This is a genomic window from Streptomyces sp. NPDC002499 (genome assembly GCF_053595415.1).
The window spans coordinates 494,652-512,089 of the sequence record NZ_JBSFXO010000009.1; the positions used below are offsets into that span (position 1 = coordinate 494,652).

The window sequence follows — 17,438 nt, forward strand, 5'->3', positions numbered from 1 at the left end:
GGCGCTGGGACGGCCCCGGTCCTGTGGTGATGCGCCTTCGGCGCCAGGCTGCCCCCGGTCCGACGGCCGCGCGTCCTCCGGCTCCCGCACCTCGTCCGGCACCCGCAAATACGGGTTCGTGGCGGGGTTCGGCGGCCGGTACGGCGATCCCGGCACGTACGGCCCGGACTCGCCGGATTGCGCGGCCGGTTCACCGGCGTAGGGCCTCTGCCCGGGAGTCTGCGGCCCCGGTTCACTCGCGTAGGGCCCCGATCCCTGAGGGTGTGCCGCGGGTTCACTGGGGTACGGTCCTGCCCCTTGCGCCTGCCTCCCGGGTTCGCTCGCGTATGGCCCCCCGCCCTGAGGGTGTGCCCCGGGTTCACCGGGATACGGTCCCGCCCCCTGCGCCTGCCTCCCCGGTTCGCTCGGATACGGTCCCGCACCCTGCCCCTGAGCCCCCGGCTCACCCGCATACGGCCCAGCCCCTTGCGCATACGTCCCCGGCTCGCCCGCGTAAGGCCCAGCCCCATGCCCGTACGCCCCCGACTCCCCGGCGTACGGCCCAGCCCCGGCCCCCGCCTCCCGCGCGTACTGCGGATACCCGGTCCCCACCGCTCCCGCGCTCGGCGTACCGCCCACCCCCACGCTCCCCAGCGCCAGCGGTGCCGCCCGTCGTCCTGCCGCGCCCGTCGCCCACGCGAGCAGCGCGCCGACGGCACCCGCGCCCGCGCCCCACAGGGCACCGAGCACCAGGGCCATGCCCAGGTGCGCGTGCAGCACGATCCCGGCGCCGAACGCGTCGAAGCCCAGTACCGACAGCGAGGCGTCCACCGACACCTCCGTCAGCCACCCGAGTAACGGCAACGCCAACGCCGTCGCGATCCCGAGGCGCAGCGCACACCGCCCGGCGAAGCCGAGGGCACCTGGCTTCCTTACCGCACCCGGTCCCGAAGCCTCGCCGCCCGCACCCCCAGCAACGCCTCCCTGACCAGCCACCGGAATCCCCACCGGCGTCCGGGACGCCATGAGTACCCCCGCCAGCAGCATCATCAGAGCCGCCGCCACCCCGAGCAGCCATACCCGGCTGTCCAGGTCGGCGAGGCGGCTGAGGGTCACCGACTGGTCGGTGTTGGCGGTGAGGAGGTCGTCCAGGGGGTCGGGGAGGAGTTTGGCCAGTTCACCCGTGGCGCGGCCGTCGTAGGGGACGAAGAGGCCGATCGGGATGCCGAGCCACGTGCCGTTGGGGGCGCCGAGCAGCGCCGCGCCGAAGATCCGCTTGGGGTGGTCGTCGCCGATCGCCGCGTACACGGCCGCCGCCAGCCCCGCCGCCACCGTCACCAGCATCACCGTCACGACCGCGGACACGGCCGGGCGGACGATCCGGTGCACGGCCTCCCAGCCGCGCGGCAGGGGCGTGCGGCGCGAGGCCAGCAGGGCGATCAGGAGGATGCCTGCGGACCAGGCGAGGCCGCCGAGCAGGGTGGGCGCCGTGTCGACGGTGAAGCCGACCGCGGCCTTCGCGTCGATGAGGTTGCCGACGTTGTCCGGCAGCAGCCCGCCGATGTCCCCGAGGTCACCGAGCCCGGGCACGCTGACCCCGCCGCCGCCCGAACCGCCGGGCAGTTGGTCGAGGCCCAGCGAGCCGCCGTCGATCGTGATGATGTCGTGACCCGCCCAGGCGAGCCCGCCCAGCACGGCCACGAAGAGGACGATCACGGCACCCGCACGGGCGAGGAGTTCGGCCGGTGAGATCACAACTCCGGCCGCCCGCAAGGACCGTAGGAAGAACCACGACAGGAGCAGCGCGCCCACCAGGCTCACGCCCAACGGCGTGATCGTCACGGCCGTGGTCGCCTCGGCGCCGGTCAGGCCGAACGCGGACACATCGCCGGACGGAGTGATCGAACCGCCTGCTCCGAGGGCCACGACGGCCGCCGTCATCGGGCCCAGCGAGCTCGCCGAGTCCGCCTCCAGGAGGTGGAGACCCAGCGCCGCCGTGCCCGCCATTCCGATCAACGCCCAGCTCACGGCCGCGATCGCGGACAGCAGGACGTCTCCCCACGGCAGCCTCGGTCCGGCCTTCGTGGCCTCGACGGTCAACGACGCGCTCATGGCAGACCCCCCGATCCGCAGCGCACGGCACAGCAGCCGCGCCCTGTCCCCCTCGCGTGGATTACCACTCTCCGGGTCGGTTTCAACCCCGTCAACGGAACCGGACGATGCATGCGCGCGTGGTCTTCACGACGCCCGACTTTCGGTCAGGGGGGTGAGCCTGAAATAGTTCCCGACGATGTTCGACATCCCTAGACTCCCTGTGATGGGGGTAATTCGGGGGACTACTCAGTGGGGCTTGGAGTGCCGGAACTCGTACTGGAATTGAACGGACGTACCTGGACGCTAGAGGAGTCCAGGCCATACACCCTCGGACGTGATCCGCAGGGCGACATCGTGCTCGACGACGCCAGGGTGTCCTGGCGTCACGCCACGATCAGCTGGGGGGGCCGCAGTTGGGTCATCGAGGACCACGGCTCCACCAACGGCACCTTCGTGCAGGGCCAGCGGATCCATCAGATGGAGATCGGCCCGGGCTCGGCCGTGCACCTCGGCAACGCGACCGACGGGCCGCTGCTCAGCGCGTCCGGCGCCGCGACCGCGACGCCACAGGCCCAGCCGCAGCAGCAGCCGTACGCGGCCCAGGGCGCGAGCCCCGGCTGGGCGCAGCAGGCGCCGCCGCAGCAGGCACCGCAGGCCGGCTGGCAGCAGCCGCAGCAGGCCACACCGCAGCAGCCGGCCGCGCACATCCCGCCGCAGCAGAACTCCGGTGGTGTCGCGGGGGCACCTCCGGTCTACGGCGACCGCAGCCCGACCACGTTCCACCAGTTCTCGATCGGGCGCGTGATGCGCATCGGCCGTGCCCTGGAGAACGAACTGGTCGTCTCCGACCTTCAGGTCTCCCGCAACCACGCCGAGTTCCACTCGATGCCCGACGGGCGCATGGAGATCCGCGACCTCGGCTCGCACAACGGCACGTACGTCAACGGTCAGCCGATCGCCAAGGGCGGCTCGCAGCTGCTCGGCCCGACGGACATCGTCGGCGTCGGCCACTCGACGTTCCGCATCGTCGGCGACCGTCTCGAGGAGTTCGTCGACACCGGTGAGGTGTCCTTCTCCGCCCGCCACCTGACCGTCGAGGTCGACGGCGGCAAGCAGATCCTCAAGGACGTCTCCTTCGGCGTACCGGAGAAGTCGCTGATCGCGGTCATCGGCCCGTCGGGATCGGGCAAGTCGACCCTGCTCAAGGCGCTCACCGGCTACCGGCCCGCCAACCAGGGCGATGTCCTCTACGACAACCGGAACCTGTACAAGCAGTTCGCCGAGCTGCGCCAGCGTATCGGTCTGGTCCCGCAGGACGACATCCTGCACAAGGAACTGACCGTCAAGAAGGCCCTCAAGTACGCGGCCAAGCTCCGCTTCCCCGCCGACACCACCGGCGAGGAGCGCGAGAACCGCATCAACGAGGTGCTGCGCGAGCTGAAGCTGGACATCCACAAGGAGAAGAAGGTCACCTCCCTCTCCGGTGGCCAGCGCAAGCGCGTCTCGGTGGCTCTGGAGCTGCTCACCAAGCCGTCGCTGATCTTCCTGGACGAGCCGACCTCCGGCCTCGACCCGGGCATGGACCGCGATGTCATGCAGCTGCTGCGCGGGCTCGCCGACGACGGCCGCACGGTCCTCGTCGTCACCCACTCGGTGGCCGAACTCGCCATCTGCGACAAGCTCCTGGTGATGGCGCCGGGCGGCTCGGTCGCCTACTTCGGACCGCCCGAGGAGGCCCTGAACTTCTTCGGTTACGACACCTGGGCCGACGTCTTCTCCGCCTTCGAGAACTACCGCGACTACGACTGGGCGGGACGCTGGAAGGGCTCGCAGCACTACCAGATGTACGCCGCGGACATCGACGCGATTGCTCCGCAGTCCGTACAGATGCCGCCGGCGCAGGCGATGAAGCCGCCGAAGCCGCAGGGCTGGATGTCCCAGTTCCTCACGCTGGTACGCCGCTACGTCTCGGTGATCAGCTCCGACAAGGGCTTCCTGGCCCTGATGGTGATCCTGCCGGGCGTCCTGGGCGCGGTGAGCCTGCTCATCGACTCGGGCAACAGCCTGCTGCCCAACCCGCCTAAGGCGAACGGCCAGATCATCCCCAACGGCACGGCGACCACGGTCCTGCTGATTCTCGCGGTCGGCGCCTGCTTCGCGGGCGCGGCCAACTCGGTCCGCGAGCTGATCAAGGAACGGGTCATCTACGAACGGGAGCGGGCGACCGGCCTGTCCCGCTCCGCGTACCTGATGTCCAAGGTGTTCGTGCTCGGCGTGATCACAGCGCTGCAGGGGCTGATGGTCGGCGTCATCGGGTTCTCCAGCCGGGAGATCCCGGCGCAGGGCGTCGTCCTGGGCAGCCAGACCATGCTCGAACTCTGCATCCCGATCATGGGTCTGGGCTTCACCGCGATGATGTTCGGCCTGATCATCTCCTCGTTGGTGAAGACGGCCGAGAAGACCATGCCGCTGCTGGTCATGTTCGCGATCATCCAGGTCGTGTTCACCGGCTGCCTGTTCACGCTGAACGGCGCGATCGGCGTCAACCAGTTCTCGTACCTGATGCCGTCACGCTGGGCGGTCGGTGCCGCGGGTGCCACGCTGGACTTCAACAAGATCAGCCCGCCCAAGCCCGGCGACAGCACGGACCCGCTGTGGGAGCACACCGCGGGCGCCTGGGGCATGGACATGGTGGCCCTGATCGCCCTCGGCGTGATCTGCGGCTTCTTCGTGGCCCGCTTCCTGCGCCGCCACGAGCCCGAGGTCATGCGCAAGTAGTTCGATCTCGTACGACGCCGAAGGGCGGCACCCGTCAGGGGGTGCCGCCCTTCGGCGTTCGGTACCGAGGTCCGCGCCGACCTCAGTACGCGCTGTTGACGTTGTCGATCGAGCCGTACCGGTGGGCCGCGTAGTTGGCGGCGGCGGTGATGTTGGCGACCGGGTCGTAGATGTTCGTCGACGTACCGGAGACGTGGTACGCGCTGAAGGTCGGCTGGATGACCTGGAGCAGACCGATCGACGGGGTGCCGTTGACCGCGTTGACGTCCCAGCCGTTGATGGCGCTCGGGTTGCCCGAGGACTCCCGCATGATGTTCTTGTACAGGCCGTTGTACGAGCCCGGGATGCCCTTCTGCTTCATGATCGCCAGGGCGTGGTCGATCCAGCCGTCCAGGTTGTTGGCGTAGGTCTTCGCGGCCGGCTTGATCGCGGCGCGCTTCGCGGAGCGGCTCGCGGTCTTCGCCTTGCGCTCGGCGGCGGCCTTCTTCTTCGCCGCAGCCTGGGCGGCCGCCTTCTTCTTGGCGACCTCGGCGGCGGCCTTCTTGGCGGCCGTCTTCTTCGCGTCGGCCTTGGCCTGGATCTGCTCGGCCTTCAGGCTGGCGCCGGCGAGCTGGTCGGTGACGCTGGCCTTGACGCCCTTGATCGGCTCGGAGCTGTAGGCGATCTGCGCCTGCGCCGAGGAAGCGGCCTCGCTCGTGGTCGTCTCCGCGTTGCCGGGCACGGCGGAGAACGCGAGGGAGGCGGCACCCAGGGTGGCGACACCGGCGATCGCGATCTTGTGGCGACGGGTCAGGGCAAGACTTCGCCCACGAGCACTGAAGTTCTTCGGCATGAAAGACGGACCTCTTCGAATAGCGCGGAGGTCGCTCTGCGTCAGGCGGGGGACTCCGGTCCAGCCCGCACGAACGCCCCGGGGGAACCCGAGGCGCTGAGCGACGGCTGCCATTGTTAGCGGCCGCAAAATGCCGAGGCAAAGGTGTGACGTACGATCCCGGGTAGTGGACCCGGGAAGGGCAAAACGGGGCAGACTGGACTGTCTGCCCCGCTCATAAGGGGAGTGTTTATCTCCTATCGACCTTCGTACGTGATCTGCGTCCTATGCGCGGGCTCACATCGGGCGGGTAATAGTCTCACCGCTAGTTGCTGGAGCAATGCACTGAGTGAGGGTTCTCCTCCGGGAGGATGAGATGGACGTCCCCGAACTCGTGCCACAGGTAGAGCCCGCGCAGCGCCTCCTCATAACTGCGGCCGATCGCCGCCCGCCCGGCGATCGCCTCCAGCATCAGCAGATGCGAGGCCTCCGGTTCGTGCAGCCCGGTCAGCAGCCCGTCCACCACCCGCACCCCGCGCTCCGGGGTGACCACGAGATCCGTCCACCCCGCACGCGCGCGTACGACCCCGTCCGCCCCGGCGGCCGACTCCACCGCCCGTACCGCCGTCGTCCCCACCGCGACGACCCGCCCGCCCCCGGCCCGCGCCGCGTTGATCAGCCGCGCCGACGCCTCCGGCACCGAGAACCGCTCGGGATACGGCGACTCGTGCGCCTCCGCCGAGGCCACCCCGGTGTGCAGCGTGATCGGCGCGAACTGCACACCCCGGCTCACCAGCTCCGCCACCAGCGCCGCGGTGAAGGGCCGCGCGGCACTCGGCATCTCCGCACTCCCCGTCCCATCGGCCGTCGGCAACGCGAACACCGTCTGATACACGGACAACGGCTGATCCCGCTCCGTATAGGAGTAACGAATGGGCCGCCCGTGCTCGCGGAGCATCGCGAGGACGCCCGCTCCCGACGTCTGTGCTTCAGTCCCCGACACCCGCGCCCACCACAACCGGTCGCTGTCCGGTCCCAGCGGCTCGGTGAGCGTCAGCCGGAGACTCCCGGGCAGCCGTACCTCCGTCCCCGCCGGGCCGCCCGCACGCGCACGAGTGGTGCCGTCCCCGGCGGGATCCCGCAGCTCCACCGCCCATCGCCCGTCGTCCCCGTGCGTGGAGAAGTGCACCACCACGCACGCGTGCCCGATCCGCCCGTCCACGGCGGCCGCCAGCGTCGGCGAGGTGTTCACCACCAGCAGATCCCCGGCCCGTAGCAGCCGGGGCAGCTCCACGAACGCGTGGTGCGACACCTCGGTGCCGTGCGACACCAGCAGCCGTACGGAGTCCCGGCCCCGTCCCGGCCCGCGCTGCTCCGCCGGAACCCTGGCCGACAGCTCCTCCGGTACCCTCCCCCACTCTCGGCTGCGCTCATGCGGGGGGACCCCCATCGCCAGCGTCATCGCCCCTCCACCAGCAGCGACGGAGCCGCATAGCGACCGCTCACCGGCCGCTCGTCCAGCAGCCGCAGGAAGGCCGGCACCACGTCGGCCGGCGCGGGCCGCGGATCGTCGTCGTCCGGTACCGCCGCCGCGTACAGGTCCGTCGCCATGTCCCCGGGGTCCACCGCCCACACCCGCAACCCGGGCTCCTCCGCCCCGAGCACCGCCACGAGCTGGTCCAGGGCCGCCTTGGACGCCCCGTACCCGCCCCACGTCTCGTACGCCTCGGCCGCCGCGTCCGAGCTGACGGCGATCACCGCGCCGCCCGTCGTGGACGCCCGCAGCAGCGGCAGCGCCTCCTGGACCAGGCCCAGCGCGGCGACCACGTTCACCTCCAGCGCCCGCCGCAGCCCCGCCAGAGATAGCGTCTCCAGCCGTACCAGCGGCTCCGCGCCCAGCGCGCTGGCGTTGCTCACCAGCAGGTCGGCCCCGCCGAGCCGCCACGCGGCCGCCACCAGCTCGGACCGGTGCCCGGCGTCCGTGACGTCCCCCGCCACCGCCGTCACACGCGTGCCGTACGCCGACACGGCCGCCGCCGTCTCTGCCAGGACCCCCTCGCTCCTGGCGTCGAGCACCAGATCCCAGCCCCGCGCGGCCAGCGCCTCGGCGAGCGCCCGCCCCAGTCCTTTCGAAGCTCCCGTGATGATCGCCACCGGCATGACACACGTCCCCTCGTAAAGTCCGCCCGTTGATCGGCGTGCCTTCAACGTAGGAACCGGATCACCCGCCACGCGTCGGACGCGGGGCCCAAAGCGCCAAGGCCCTTCGACCTACGCCTGCCGTTCCGGGGACTTTGGGCCTAGGTCCACGGACCCGGTCAGGGCCACCACTGGTCCGATCCGCGGTGTCACACCCCGCCGGTACCGTGAGGACATGAGTCAAGGACCCCGGTCCGGCCTCGCCGCGGTGAGCTCCGCGCTGCTGGCCATGAGCAGGCACCTCGAGGTGCGCGACGTCCTCAAGACGATCGTCGCCTCCGCCCGTGAGCTGCTCGGCGCGCAGTACGCGGCACTCGGCGTCCCCGACGACCACGGGGGCTTCGCCCAGTTCGTGGTCGACGGCGTCAGCGACGCGCAGTGGAAGGCCATCGGCCCGCTCCCGCGCCAGCACGGCATCCTCGCCGCGATGCTGCACGAGGCGAAGGCGGAGCGCCTGGCCGACGTGCGCAAGGACCCCCGGTTCGAGGGCTGGCCGTCCGCCCACCCCAACATGTCCGACTTCCTGGGCCTGCCGATCAAGGACGGCGACGAGGTCATCGGCGCGCTGTTCCTCGCCAACAAGGTGCGCCCGGCGACGGAGAAGACTTCGGCGGCGGACAGGGGTTCGGCGACCGAGGAGTCCTCGGCTACGGAGAAGCATCCGCGTCCCAGGCGGGACGGAAGCTGTGCCTTCACGCAGGAGGACGAGGAGCTGCTGGACATCCTCGCCCAGCACGCCGCGATCGCCCTCACCAACGCCCGCCTGTACGAACGCAGTCGGGAGCTGACCATCGTCGAGGAGCGCTCCCGCCTCGCCCACGAACTGCACGACGCGGTCAGCCAGAAGCTCTTCTCCCTCCGCCTGACCGCCCAAGCCGCCGCGGCCCTCGTCGACCGCGATCCGGCGCGCGCCAAGGGCGAGTTGCAGCAGGTGGCCGCGCTCGCCGCCGAAGCCGCGGACGAACTGCGCGACGCCGTCGTCGAGTTGCGCCCCGCGGCCCTCGACGAGGACGGTCTCGTCGCCACCCTGCGCACCCAGGCGCACGTCCTCGACCGCGCCCACTCCGCGCGCGTGACCTTCGAGAGCCGCGGGGTGCGCGCCCTGCCGGCCGCCCAGGAGGAAGCCGTCCTGCGGGTCGCCCAGGAGGCTCTGCACAACGCACTGCGCCACTCCGGCGCCGAGCACGTCGAGGTGACCCTGGCCCGGCGCGCCGGAGGAGCCGTCCTGCGGGTGACCGACGACGGAGCCGGCTTCGACCCGCACACCACCCGCCGCGCCGGACGCCATCTCGGCTTGGTCTCCATGCGCGACCGGACGAGCGGTGTCGGCGGCACACTGACCGTGCAATCGGCGCCCGGCAAGGGCACCACGATCGAGATGGAGGTCCCCGGTGGCTGACGCAATCAAGGTGCTGCTCGTCGACGACCACCAGGTGGTCCGCCGCGGCCTGCGCACCTTCCTGGAGGTGCAGGACGACATCGAGGTCGTGGGCGAGGCCGCCGACGGCGCCGAAGGAGTCGCCCGCGCCGAGGAGTTGAAGCCCGACGTCGTCCTCATGGACGTCAAGATGCCGGGCATGGATGGCGTCGACGCCCTCCGCAAGCTCCGCGAACTGGCCAACCCCGCGCGCGTGTTGATCGTCACCAGCTTCACCGAACAGCGCACGGTGATCCCGGCCCTGCGCGCCGGAGCCGCCGGATACGTCTACAAGGACGTGGACCCGGACGCGCTCGCCGGCGCCATCCGCTCGGTGCACGCGGGGCACATCCTGCTCCAGCCCGAGGTGGCCGGCGCGCTGCTCTCCCAGGAGGAGGCCAACTCGGGCCAGGGCAGGGCGGGTTCGCTCACCGAGCGGGAGCGCGAGGTGCTGGGCCTGATAGCGGACGGCCGCTCCAACCGCGAGATCGCAAGGGCTCTCGTCCTCTCCGAGAAGACGGTCAAGACCCACGTCTCGAACATCCTGATGAAGCTCGACCTGGCGGACCGCACCCAGGCCGCGCTCTGGGCGGTTCGTCACGGAGTGGCCGGTTGATCCACGGCGTATAAGGGGGCGCACGGCAATGCGGAGCGTCCAGCTCCGGACTGAGATTCATACCGTCGTGGGAATGTCCCCCGGATGGCGCATCCTTCGTGGATCTACGCCGTTCTCCAGTGCGTGCCGCGGCGACTGCCGCGGCCATCGCTAGGAGGACTCAGAAGTGAAGAACCTGAAGAAGGCAGCGGCCGTGACGATGGTGGCCGGCGGGCTGGTCGCCGCCGGGGCGGGAATGGCCTCTGCCACCGGTGGTTCGCAGGCCGACGGCCAGGCCGTCGGCTCGCCGGGCGTCGCCTCGGGCAACCTCGTCCAGGTCCCGGTCCACGTCCCCGTGAACGCGGTCGGCAACAGCGTGAACGTCATCGGTGTGCTGAACCCCGCCTTCGGCAACCTCGGCCTCAACCGCTGACTCCGCCGCACGACGAGCGGTGACCTCCGGCCTCCCGGGCTGCCCCGGGAGGCCGGTCAGCTAGTCGTTCGAATGATCCGAAAGGGCGGTTCATGTCTGACTCGCGTACCGCCCTCGTTCCCTTCCTCGTTGATCAGCGCACGACCCGCGGCCGGGTCGGATACGCAAACGCAGGAGGAACGCTTCTCATGAACATCGCCAAGAAGGCCGCCGTAGCCCTCACCGTGGCCGGCATCGCCGCCGGCGCGGGTGCCGGCGCCGCTGTCGCCGACGCGGGTGCCGACGGCGCGGCCGTGAAGTCGCCGGGCGTCGGCTCGGGCAACCTGGTCCAGGTCCCCGTCCACGTCCCCGTCAACGTCGTCGGTGACAGCGTCAACGTCATCGGCCTGCTGAACCCGGCGTTCGGCAACCAGGGCGCGAACGACTGACGTCAGCACCATCAAGAAGGGCCCCACCGGTCAACGGAGACCGGCGGGGCCCTTCTTGGCTTTTGCTCTTCAGCGGGGGCCTGGGGGCGGCAGCCCCCAGACGCTCACTCACCCAACAGCAACCAACGAACCGAGCCTCACCACCGCTCCCGCTCCTCCACAACGGAGTTGTACGCCGCGACCTGCGCCCGCCGAGCCGTCCGCTCAACCGGCCGCAACGCCAACGCCCGAGCCGCCATCTCCCCGGAAGTCACCGCCCCGCCATGCCCGTTGGACTCGGCCAGCGCGACGAGCATCCCCACCCGCTCGGCCAGCTCCAGCACCCGCGCCGCCCGCGGCGGATACCCCGGCGCGAGCACCTCCCGCCCCCGGTCCGCCCGCGCCCGGTACGCCTCGATCGCCGCGTCCGCCACCGGCCCCGACCCGGCGACGTCCAACCGGGACAGCATCTCCGTGGCGTCCCGAAGAGCCTCCGCCAACTCCCGCTCCGCCTCACCGAGCGAGGGCACGTCCGCCGGCGGAGCCTCCCGCACCGGCAGGCAGTGCCAGACGACCTCGACATGGACATCGCCGTCGGGCCCGGCCTCGTACACCTCGGGCACCAACCCGAGCGCGGCCCCGTAGCAGACCACCGCCTCCTCGGCCTCTATCGCCCGCGCGTTGAACTCCGGCGGCCCGCTCAACCCCAGCGGATGCCCCGGCGCGGGCAGCGCGACGCGCAAGCCCGTCGCCCCGAGCGTCCGCAGCCGCCCCAGCGCGAGCGTGAGCCCGACCGGCCCCGACTCCCCGGGCAGCCCCTCCATCCGATGCACCGCGTCGTCCCCGACGATCGCGAGCACCGCGTCGTCCGGCGAGACAAGACCGGCCAAAAGGGCATTTCCCCATGCCGCGAGGCGCCCTGAACGTGGTTCCGAGAACATGACCCCCAGCCTAAGGACCGGACCGATGGAATGGAGCGGGCGGCCGGTGGCGTAGATTTCATCGAGGGCTGCGCACACCAGCGCGCACGCGACAGCCGAGACGCCGAGACCTGGCCACACTGCAAGGGGAGACAACGCGCTCATGAGCGATGTTCTGGAGCTTCAGGACGTATCTGTGGTCCGGGAGGGCCGGGCTCTGGTGGACCAGGTCTCCTGGTCGGTCAAGGAGGGCGAGCGCTGGGTCATCCTCGGTCCGAACGGCGCCGGCAAGACCACGCTCCTGAACGTCGCGTCCAGCTACCTCTACCCCAGCAAGGGCACCGCCACCATCCTCGGCGAGACGCTCGGCAAGCCCGGCACCGACGTCTTCGAACTGCGCCCCCGCATCGGCATCGCCGGTATCGCCATGGCCGACAAGCTCCCCAAGCGCCAGACCGTCCTGGAGACCGTACTGACCGCCGCGTACGGCATGACGGCCGGGTGGCAGGAGGAGTACGAGGAGATCGACGAGCAGCGCGCCCGCGCCTTCCTCGACCGGCTCGGCATGAGCGACTACCTGGAGCGGAAGTTCGGCACCCTCTCCGAGGGCGAACGCAAGCGCACCCTCATCGCCCGCGCGCTGATGACCGACCCCGAGCTGCTGCTCCTCGACGAGCCCGCCGCCGGTCTCGACCTCGGTGGCCGCGAGGACCTGGTCCGCCGCCTCGGCCGGCTCGCCCGCGACCCGATCGCCCCCTCGATGCTGATGGTCACCCACCACGTCGAGGAGATCGCCCCCGGCTTCACCCACGTCCTGATGATCCGTCAGGGCAAGGTGCTCGCCGCCGGCCCCCTCGAACTCGAACTCACCTCGCGCAACCTCTCCCTCTGCTTCGGCCTCCCCCTCGTCGTCGAGCAGCTCGGCGAACGCTGGACCGCGCAGGGTCTTCCCATGTCCTGACCCCCTTTGCGCCCTGTCCGCGGCGCGACTTGCAGTCATACCATTGACCTTGTGAACGACATCGACGCATGGGTGTGGTGGCTCGTCGGCGCGGCCGCGCTCGGAATCCCCCTGGTGATCACGGCCATGCCGGAGTTCGGCATGTTCGCCGTGGGTGCCCTCGCCGCCGCCGGCGCCGCCGGACTGGGCTTCGGCGTGGTGGTCCAGGTCCTCGCCTTCGTCGTCGTATCGGTCGCCCTCATCGCCGTCGTCCGGCCCATCGCGACCCGGCACAGCACGCAACGCCCCCAACTGCGCACCGGCATCGACGCGTTGAAGGGCAAGCAGGCCCTCGTACTGGAACGGGTGGACAGTTCGGGCGGTCGGATCAAGCTCGCCGGAGAGGTCTGGTCGGCCCGCTCGCTCGACACCGACCGCGCCTACGAAGTGGGACAGGAAGTGGATGTCGTGGAGATCGAGGGAGCGACCGCGATCGTCATCTGACCTCGCACGACTCAACTGAACCGAACAGGCCACGAGTTGGGCGACGGTCTGTCATGCTCGACCAGCAAGATCTTCAACAACCATAAGATCTTCCGAAAGAGCCGAGGCGGAGAAGGGTACGGGGAACGACGATGGAACCGGTCATCATCGTCCTGATCATCCTGGTGGTGTTGGTCTTCATCGCCCTGATCAGGACAATCCAAGTCATCCCGCAGGCCAGCGCCGCCATCGTCGAGCGGTTCGGTCGTTACACGCGGACACTCAACGCGGGCCTCAACATCGTCGTCCCGTTCATCGACACCATCCGCAACCGCATCGACCTGCGCGAACAGGTCGTACCGTTCCCGCCGCAGCCGGTGATCACCCAGGACAACCTGGTCGTCAACATCGACACGGTCATCTACTACCAGGTGACGGACGCGCGCGCCGCGACCTACGAAGTGGCCAGCTACATCCAGGCAATCGAGCAGCTCACGGTCACCACGCTCCGCAACATCATCGGTGGCATGGACCTGGAGCGGACCCTGACCTCCCGCGAGGAGATCAACGCGGCCCTGCGCGGCGTCCTCGACGAGGCGACGGGCAAGTGGGGCATCCGCGTAAACCGCGTGGAACTCAAGGCAATTGAGCCCCCCACCTCCATCCAGGACTCGATGGAGAAGCAGATGCGCGCCGACCGTGACAAGCGCGCGGCGATCCTCACCGCGGAAGGCACGCGCCAGGCCGCCATCCTCACCGCCGAGGGTGAGAAGCAGTCCCAGATCCTGCGCGCCGAAGGCGAGGCCAAGGCCGCGGCCCTGCGCGCCGAGGGCGAGGCCCAGGCGGTCCGTACGGTCTTCGAGGCCATCCACGCCGGCGACGCCGACCAGAAGCTGCTCAGCTACCAGTACCTCCAGATGCTCCCGAAGATCGCCGAGGGAGACGCCAACAAGCTCTGGATCGTCCCCAGCGAGATCGGCGACGCCCTCAAGGGCCTGTCCGGCGCGATGGGCAACATGGGCCCGTTCGGCGGCGGTTCGAGCGACTCGGGCTCCGACCGCGACCGGGCCCCGGAACGACGCGAGAAGCCGTCCATCGACTGACGACGATCGCGCGCATACGACACCGGGGCCCGCCTCCTTCAGGAGGCGGGCCCCGGCTCTCTCACGAACTTCCGTCCGCCTAGGCCGCAGGCGCGGGCTGCGAAAGCCAGTCCGGCAGGGCCGCGAAGTCGTCGTTACCCAGCGACAACAGCATCGCGTCCGCGGGCGTCGGCTCGAACGGCGGCCGCAGCAACGGCATCTGCGCCTGCTCCGGAGTCCGGTTCGCCTTGCGGTGGTTGTCCTCCGCGCACGAGGCCACCGTGTTCAGCCAGGTGTCCTGTCCGCCCTGCGACCGCGGCACCACGTGGTCCACGGTCGTCGCGCGCCTGCCGCAGTAGGCGCACCTGTGCCGGTCCCTGACCAGCACACCCCGCCTCGACCACGGAGCTTGTCTTCGGAACGGGACCCTCACATACCTGCACAGCCGGATCACCCGGGGGGCCGGTATGTCAACCGCCGCTCCGCGCATGCGCAGTTCGGGGTGGGCCTGCTCGACGACGGCCTTGTCCTGGAGCACCAGAACGACGGCTCGGTTCAACGTCACCGTGGACAGCGGCTCGAAGCTCGCGTTCAGCACCAGCGTGTCCCTCATCCAGCCCACCTCCTTCGTGCACCGGCCCGCCACCTGGCGGGCTTGGATCAACTTTGGACGGGCGCGCCGAGATGGACAACGCAATAAAAAATGCCCGCCTCTGATCACTTCCAAGACCAGAGGCGGGCAAACGTTCAGTGAATCTCAGACTTCGGCGGGCACCTCGTACTCACCGATCAGCTGGGCACGCGCGATCGCGTGGAACCGCAGATTGAAACCGACGTAAGCGGGGGAGGCATCGGCGTCCGGGCCGAGCTTCTCCTGATCCACGGCGTACACCGTGAACACATACCGGTGCGGCCCGTCCCCGGGCGGCGGAGCGGCACCGCCGAAGTCCTTGCTCCCGTAGTCGTTGCGCGCCTGTACGGCACCCTCGGGAAGTCCCTCGAACTTGCCGCTGCCCGCACCCACCGGAAGCTCGGTGACCGAGGCCGGGATGTCGAACACCACCCAGTGCCAGAACCCGCTGCCCGTCGGGGCGTCCGGGTCGTAGCAGGTCACGGCGAAGCTCTTGGTCCCGTCCGGGAAGCCCTCCCACCGCAACTGCGGCGAGATGTTGCCGGCCGCGTAGACCTGGGCGTCCTTGAGCGTCCCGCCCTCCGCGACGTCCTCGCTCGTCACGTCGAACGACGGAACGGGCGGGTGGAAGTCATGGGGGAGCGGCCGCCGCTTGAGCTCGGTCACCTCGGTACCTCCTGCATCGATTACTGGAATCAGCAGTTCCGAGCCTAGAACCAGTTGCGCTTGCTGCCGACCTCGGACAACCACTGATTGAGGTACGCGACCCAGTCCGTGCCGTGGAAGTCGTGCAGACCGACCTGGAAGGACCGGAACGTGTCACTGCCCTCACTGAACAGTCCCGGCTTCTTGTCCATTTCCAGGATGACGTCCATGGCCTGCGCGTCCGCCACGAAGGTCAGCTCGACCTGGTTCAGCCCGCGGTACTGCGACGGCGGGAAGAACTCGATCTCCTGGTAGAACGGCAGCGACTGCCGCGTGCCCCGGATGTGCCCGCGCTCCATGTCGGCGTTCTTGAAGCGGAAGCCCAGCTGGATGAAGGCGTCCAGAATCGCCTTCTGCGCCGGCAGCGGGTGCACGCTGATCGGGTCCAGGTCACCGGAGTCGATGGCCCGCGCGATCGCCAGCTCGGTCGTCACACCGATGTTCATCCCGCGCAGCGGCTGTCCGTCGATCGTCGTGATCGGCGTCTCCCACGGGATCTCCAGACCGAACGGCACCGCGTGCACGGCACCGGCCTGCAGCTCGAAGGCCCCACCGAGCCGCACCTTGGTGAACTCGATGTTCTGCTTGTACTCCTCGTCGCCGCTCTCGACCTCGACCTTGGCCTGCAGCCCCACGGACAGGCCCTCAATGTTCTGGTTCACGGACCCGCCCTGGATCCGCACCTCACCCTGGACGACGCCGCCCGGCACGACGTTGACCTCGGTCAGCACCGTCTCGACCGAAGCTCCGCCGGCCCCCAGGCTCGCGAGCAGCTTCTTGAACGCCATGTCTCTCCCTTAGTACGTGTGGGCCTTTGATCCCTACAAACGCGATCCGGCCCCGACCGGTTCCGCGCCCACACCCTGGCAAGCGGACGAACCCTTGACCACCCCTTGGCCAAGACCGGTCTGGACTACCCTCGGACGCCATGATCGCGCCACCGGACGCTACGCCACTGCCCCGACACTTCTTCGACCGCCCCGTTCTCGAGATTGCCCCCGACCTCCTGGGCCGCGTCCTCGTCCGTACGACCCCGGACGGCCCGATCCGCGTCCGCCTGACGGAGGTCGAGGCGTACGACGGTCCGAACGACCCCGGCTCCCACGCCTATCGCGGTCGTACGCCCCGCAATGACGTGATGTTCGGTCCGCCCGGCCACGTGTACGTCTACTTCACCTACGGCATGTGGTTCTGCATGAACCTGGTCTGCGGCCCCGAGGGCAACCCGAGCGCGGTCCTGCTGCGCGCCGGCGAGGTCGTCGAGGGCGCCGAGCTCGCGCGTAAACGTCGACTCTCGGCCCGAAATGACAAGGAACTGGCCAAAGGGCCCGCACGCCTGGCCACGGCCCTGGACGTGACCCGCGACCTGAACGGCACGGACGCGTGCGCGGCCGGTGACACCCCGCTCCGTATCCTGACGGGCACCCCGGTACCCCCCGACCAGGTACGCAACGGTCCCCGCACCGGAGTCTCCGGCGACGGAGCCGTCCAGCCCTGGCGCTACTGGGTCGCCAACGACCCTACGGTGAGCCCGTATCGGGCCCATGCCCCAAGGCGTCGCTCAAGTTGACTCGTTCTTGGAACGTGCGTAACGTAGCTCCAGCCGCTTGAACCGGGTACGGCAATCGCCAGCAGCCGGAAGTGGCCAACCACTACTACGACTTCCCTTGGCGGGGACGAATTTGGCGTGCCTGCATGCCTGAATTCGAACTCGCGGAACTCGATTATGAGTTGCTGAGGGAATCGGTTAACGTAGTGAATGTCGAAAGGCCCCGCCGACCGGGAAACAGACGCTGAAAAGCTCTGATAGAGTCGGAAACGCAAGACCGAAGGGAAGCGCCCGGAGGAAAGCCCCAGAAAATGTTCTGCGGGTGAGTACAAAGGAAGCGGCCGTTCCTTGAGAACTCAACAGCGTGCCAAAAGTCAACGCCAGATATGTTGATACCCCGTCTCCGACCGCATCT

At 69.6% G+C, this 17,438-nt stretch carries 16 protein-coding genes and 1 pseudogene; 9 read left to right on the forward strand and 8 right to left on the reverse strand.

The features are described from left to right. Positions 1–192: 192 nt before the first annotated feature. Positions 193–2,091: pseudogene (locus ACWD5F_RS27535) on the reverse strand (streptophobe family protein); the annotation flags it as partial. Positions 2,092–2,334: 243 nt separating this feature from the next. Here ACWD5F_RS27535 and ACWD5F_RS27540 point away from each other — a divergent pair. Continuing rightward, entirely contained in the window at positions 2,335–4,851 is a 2,517-nt protein-coding gene (locus ACWD5F_RS27540) for an FHA domain-containing protein (RefSeq protein WP_451258248.1), read from the forward strand. 82 nt (positions 4,852–4,933) lie between these two features. Here the strand turns inward: ACWD5F_RS27540 and ACWD5F_RS27545 are convergent, their stop codons facing one another. The 3 genes from ACWD5F_RS27545 to ACWD5F_RS27555 form a co-directional block, all read right to left on the reverse strand. Beyond that, complete coding sequence (locus ACWD5F_RS27545) at positions 4,934–5,683, reverse strand: transglycosylase SLT domain-containing protein (RefSeq protein ID WP_451258250.1); 750 nt, start codon at positions 5,681–5,683, stop codon at positions 4,934–4,936. A gap of 304 nt (positions 5,684–5,987) precedes the next feature. Next, complete coding sequence (locus ACWD5F_RS27550; RefSeq protein WP_451258252.1) at positions 5,988–7,124, reverse strand: S-adenosylmethionine:tRNA ribosyltransferase-isomerase; 1,137 nt, start codon at positions 7,122–7,124, stop codon at positions 5,988–5,990. Then, positions 7,121–7,822: an SDR family NAD(P)-dependent oxidoreductase gene (locus tag ACWD5F_RS27555; RefSeq protein ID WP_451258254.1), complete on the reverse strand. Its 702-nt coding sequence runs from the start codon at positions 7,820–7,822 to the stop codon at positions 7,121–7,123. Before ACWD5F_RS27555 ends, ACWD5F_RS27550 begins: the two co-directional genes overlap by 4 nt. Positions 7,823–8,036: 214 nt before the next feature. Between ACWD5F_RS27555 and ACWD5F_RS27560 the strand changes: the two genes are divergently transcribed. The 4 genes from ACWD5F_RS27560 to ACWD5F_RS27575 all read left to right on the forward strand — a co-directional run bounded on the left by ACWD5F_RS27560 (position 8,037) and on the right by ACWD5F_RS27575 (position 10,734). Then, positions 8,037–9,260, forward strand: coding sequence for a GAF domain-containing sensor histidine kinase (locus ACWD5F_RS27560; protein ID WP_451258256.1), 1,224 nt, complete (start codon positions 8,037–8,039; stop codon positions 9,258–9,260). Continuing rightward, positions 9,253–9,894 carry a response regulator gene (locus ACWD5F_RS27565; protein ID WP_401727873.1) on the forward strand — a complete coding sequence of 214 codons (642 nt, stop codon included), beginning with the start codon at positions 9,253–9,255 and terminating at the stop codon, positions 9,892–9,894. The genes ACWD5F_RS27560 and ACWD5F_RS27565 overlap by 8 nt, the downstream gene beginning before the upstream one ends. A gap of 166 nt (positions 9,895–10,060) precedes the next feature. After that, on the forward strand, positions 10,061–10,306 hold the full coding sequence (gene chpE, locus ACWD5F_RS27570) for a chaplin ChpE (RefSeq protein ID WP_401727872.1): 246 nt from the start codon (positions 10,061–10,063) through the stop codon (positions 10,304–10,306). Positions 10,307–10,494: 188 nt separating this feature from the next. After that, entirely contained in the window at positions 10,495–10,734 is a 240-nt protein-coding gene (locus tag ACWD5F_RS27575) for a chaplin family protein (RefSeq protein WP_450358703.1), read from the forward strand. A 137-nt stretch (positions 10,735–10,871) separates the two neighbouring features. On the opposite strand, the gene ACWD5F_RS27580 is transcribed toward ACWD5F_RS27575, so the two are convergent. Then, a complete protein-coding gene (locus ACWD5F_RS27580; RefSeq protein WP_451258259.1) occupies positions 10,872–11,654 on the reverse strand; it encodes a hypothetical protein in 783 nt (260 codons plus the stop codon). A 142-nt stretch (positions 11,655–11,796) separates the two neighbouring features. Here ACWD5F_RS27580 and ACWD5F_RS27585 point away from each other — a divergent pair, with 142 nt between their 5' ends. The 3 genes from ACWD5F_RS27585 (at position 11,797) to ACWD5F_RS27595 (ending at position 14,159) form a co-directional block, all read left to right on the forward strand. Continuing rightward, positions 11,797–12,594 carry an ABC transporter ATP-binding protein gene (locus ACWD5F_RS27585; protein ID WP_280876995.1) on the forward strand — a complete coding sequence of 266 codons (798 nt, stop codon included), beginning with the start codon at positions 11,797–11,799 and terminating at the stop codon, positions 12,592–12,594. A 51-nt stretch (positions 12,595–12,645) separates the two neighbouring features. After that, positions 12,646–13,077 carry an NfeD family protein gene (locus ACWD5F_RS27590; RefSeq protein ID WP_451258261.1) on the forward strand — a complete coding sequence of 144 codons (432 nt, stop codon included), beginning with the start codon at positions 12,646–12,648 and terminating at the stop codon, positions 13,075–13,077. Positions 13,078–13,208: 131 nt separating this feature from the next. Further along, positions 13,209–14,159 (forward strand): SPFH domain-containing protein, encoded by a 951-nt coding sequence (locus ACWD5F_RS27595; protein WP_124002455.1) that lies wholly within the window; start codon positions 13,209–13,211, stop codon positions 14,157–14,159. A gap of 79 nt (positions 14,160–14,238) precedes the next feature. On the opposite strand, the gene ACWD5F_RS27600 is transcribed toward ACWD5F_RS27595, so the two are convergent. The 3 genes from ACWD5F_RS27600 to ACWD5F_RS27610 all read right to left on the reverse strand — a co-directional run bounded on the left by ACWD5F_RS27600 (position 14,239) and on the right by ACWD5F_RS27610 (position 16,262). Then, positions 14,239–14,751: an HNH endonuclease gene (locus tag ACWD5F_RS27600; RefSeq protein ID WP_124002456.1), complete on the reverse strand. Its 513-nt coding sequence runs from the start codon at positions 14,749–14,751 to the stop codon at positions 14,239–14,241. Between the two features lie 144 nt (positions 14,752–14,895). Beyond that, positions 14,896–15,435, reverse strand: coding sequence for a YbhB/YbcL family Raf kinase inhibitor-like protein (locus tag ACWD5F_RS27605; protein ID WP_451258264.1), 540 nt, complete (start codon positions 15,433–15,435; stop codon positions 14,896–14,898). Positions 15,436–15,479: 44 nt separating this feature from the next. Beyond that, complete coding sequence (locus tag ACWD5F_RS27610) at positions 15,480–16,262, reverse strand: sporulation protein (protein ID WP_401727866.1); 783 nt, start codon at positions 16,260–16,262, stop codon at positions 15,480–15,482. A gap of 140 nt (positions 16,263–16,402) precedes the next feature. On the opposite strand from ACWD5F_RS27610, the gene ACWD5F_RS27615 reads away from it, so the two are divergent. Then, positions 16,403–17,044, forward strand: coding sequence for a DNA-3-methyladenine glycosylase (locus ACWD5F_RS27615; protein ID WP_451258266.1), 642 nt, complete (start codon positions 16,403–16,405; stop codon positions 17,042–17,044). The last annotated feature ends 394 nt before the right edge of the window (positions 17,045–17,438 follow it).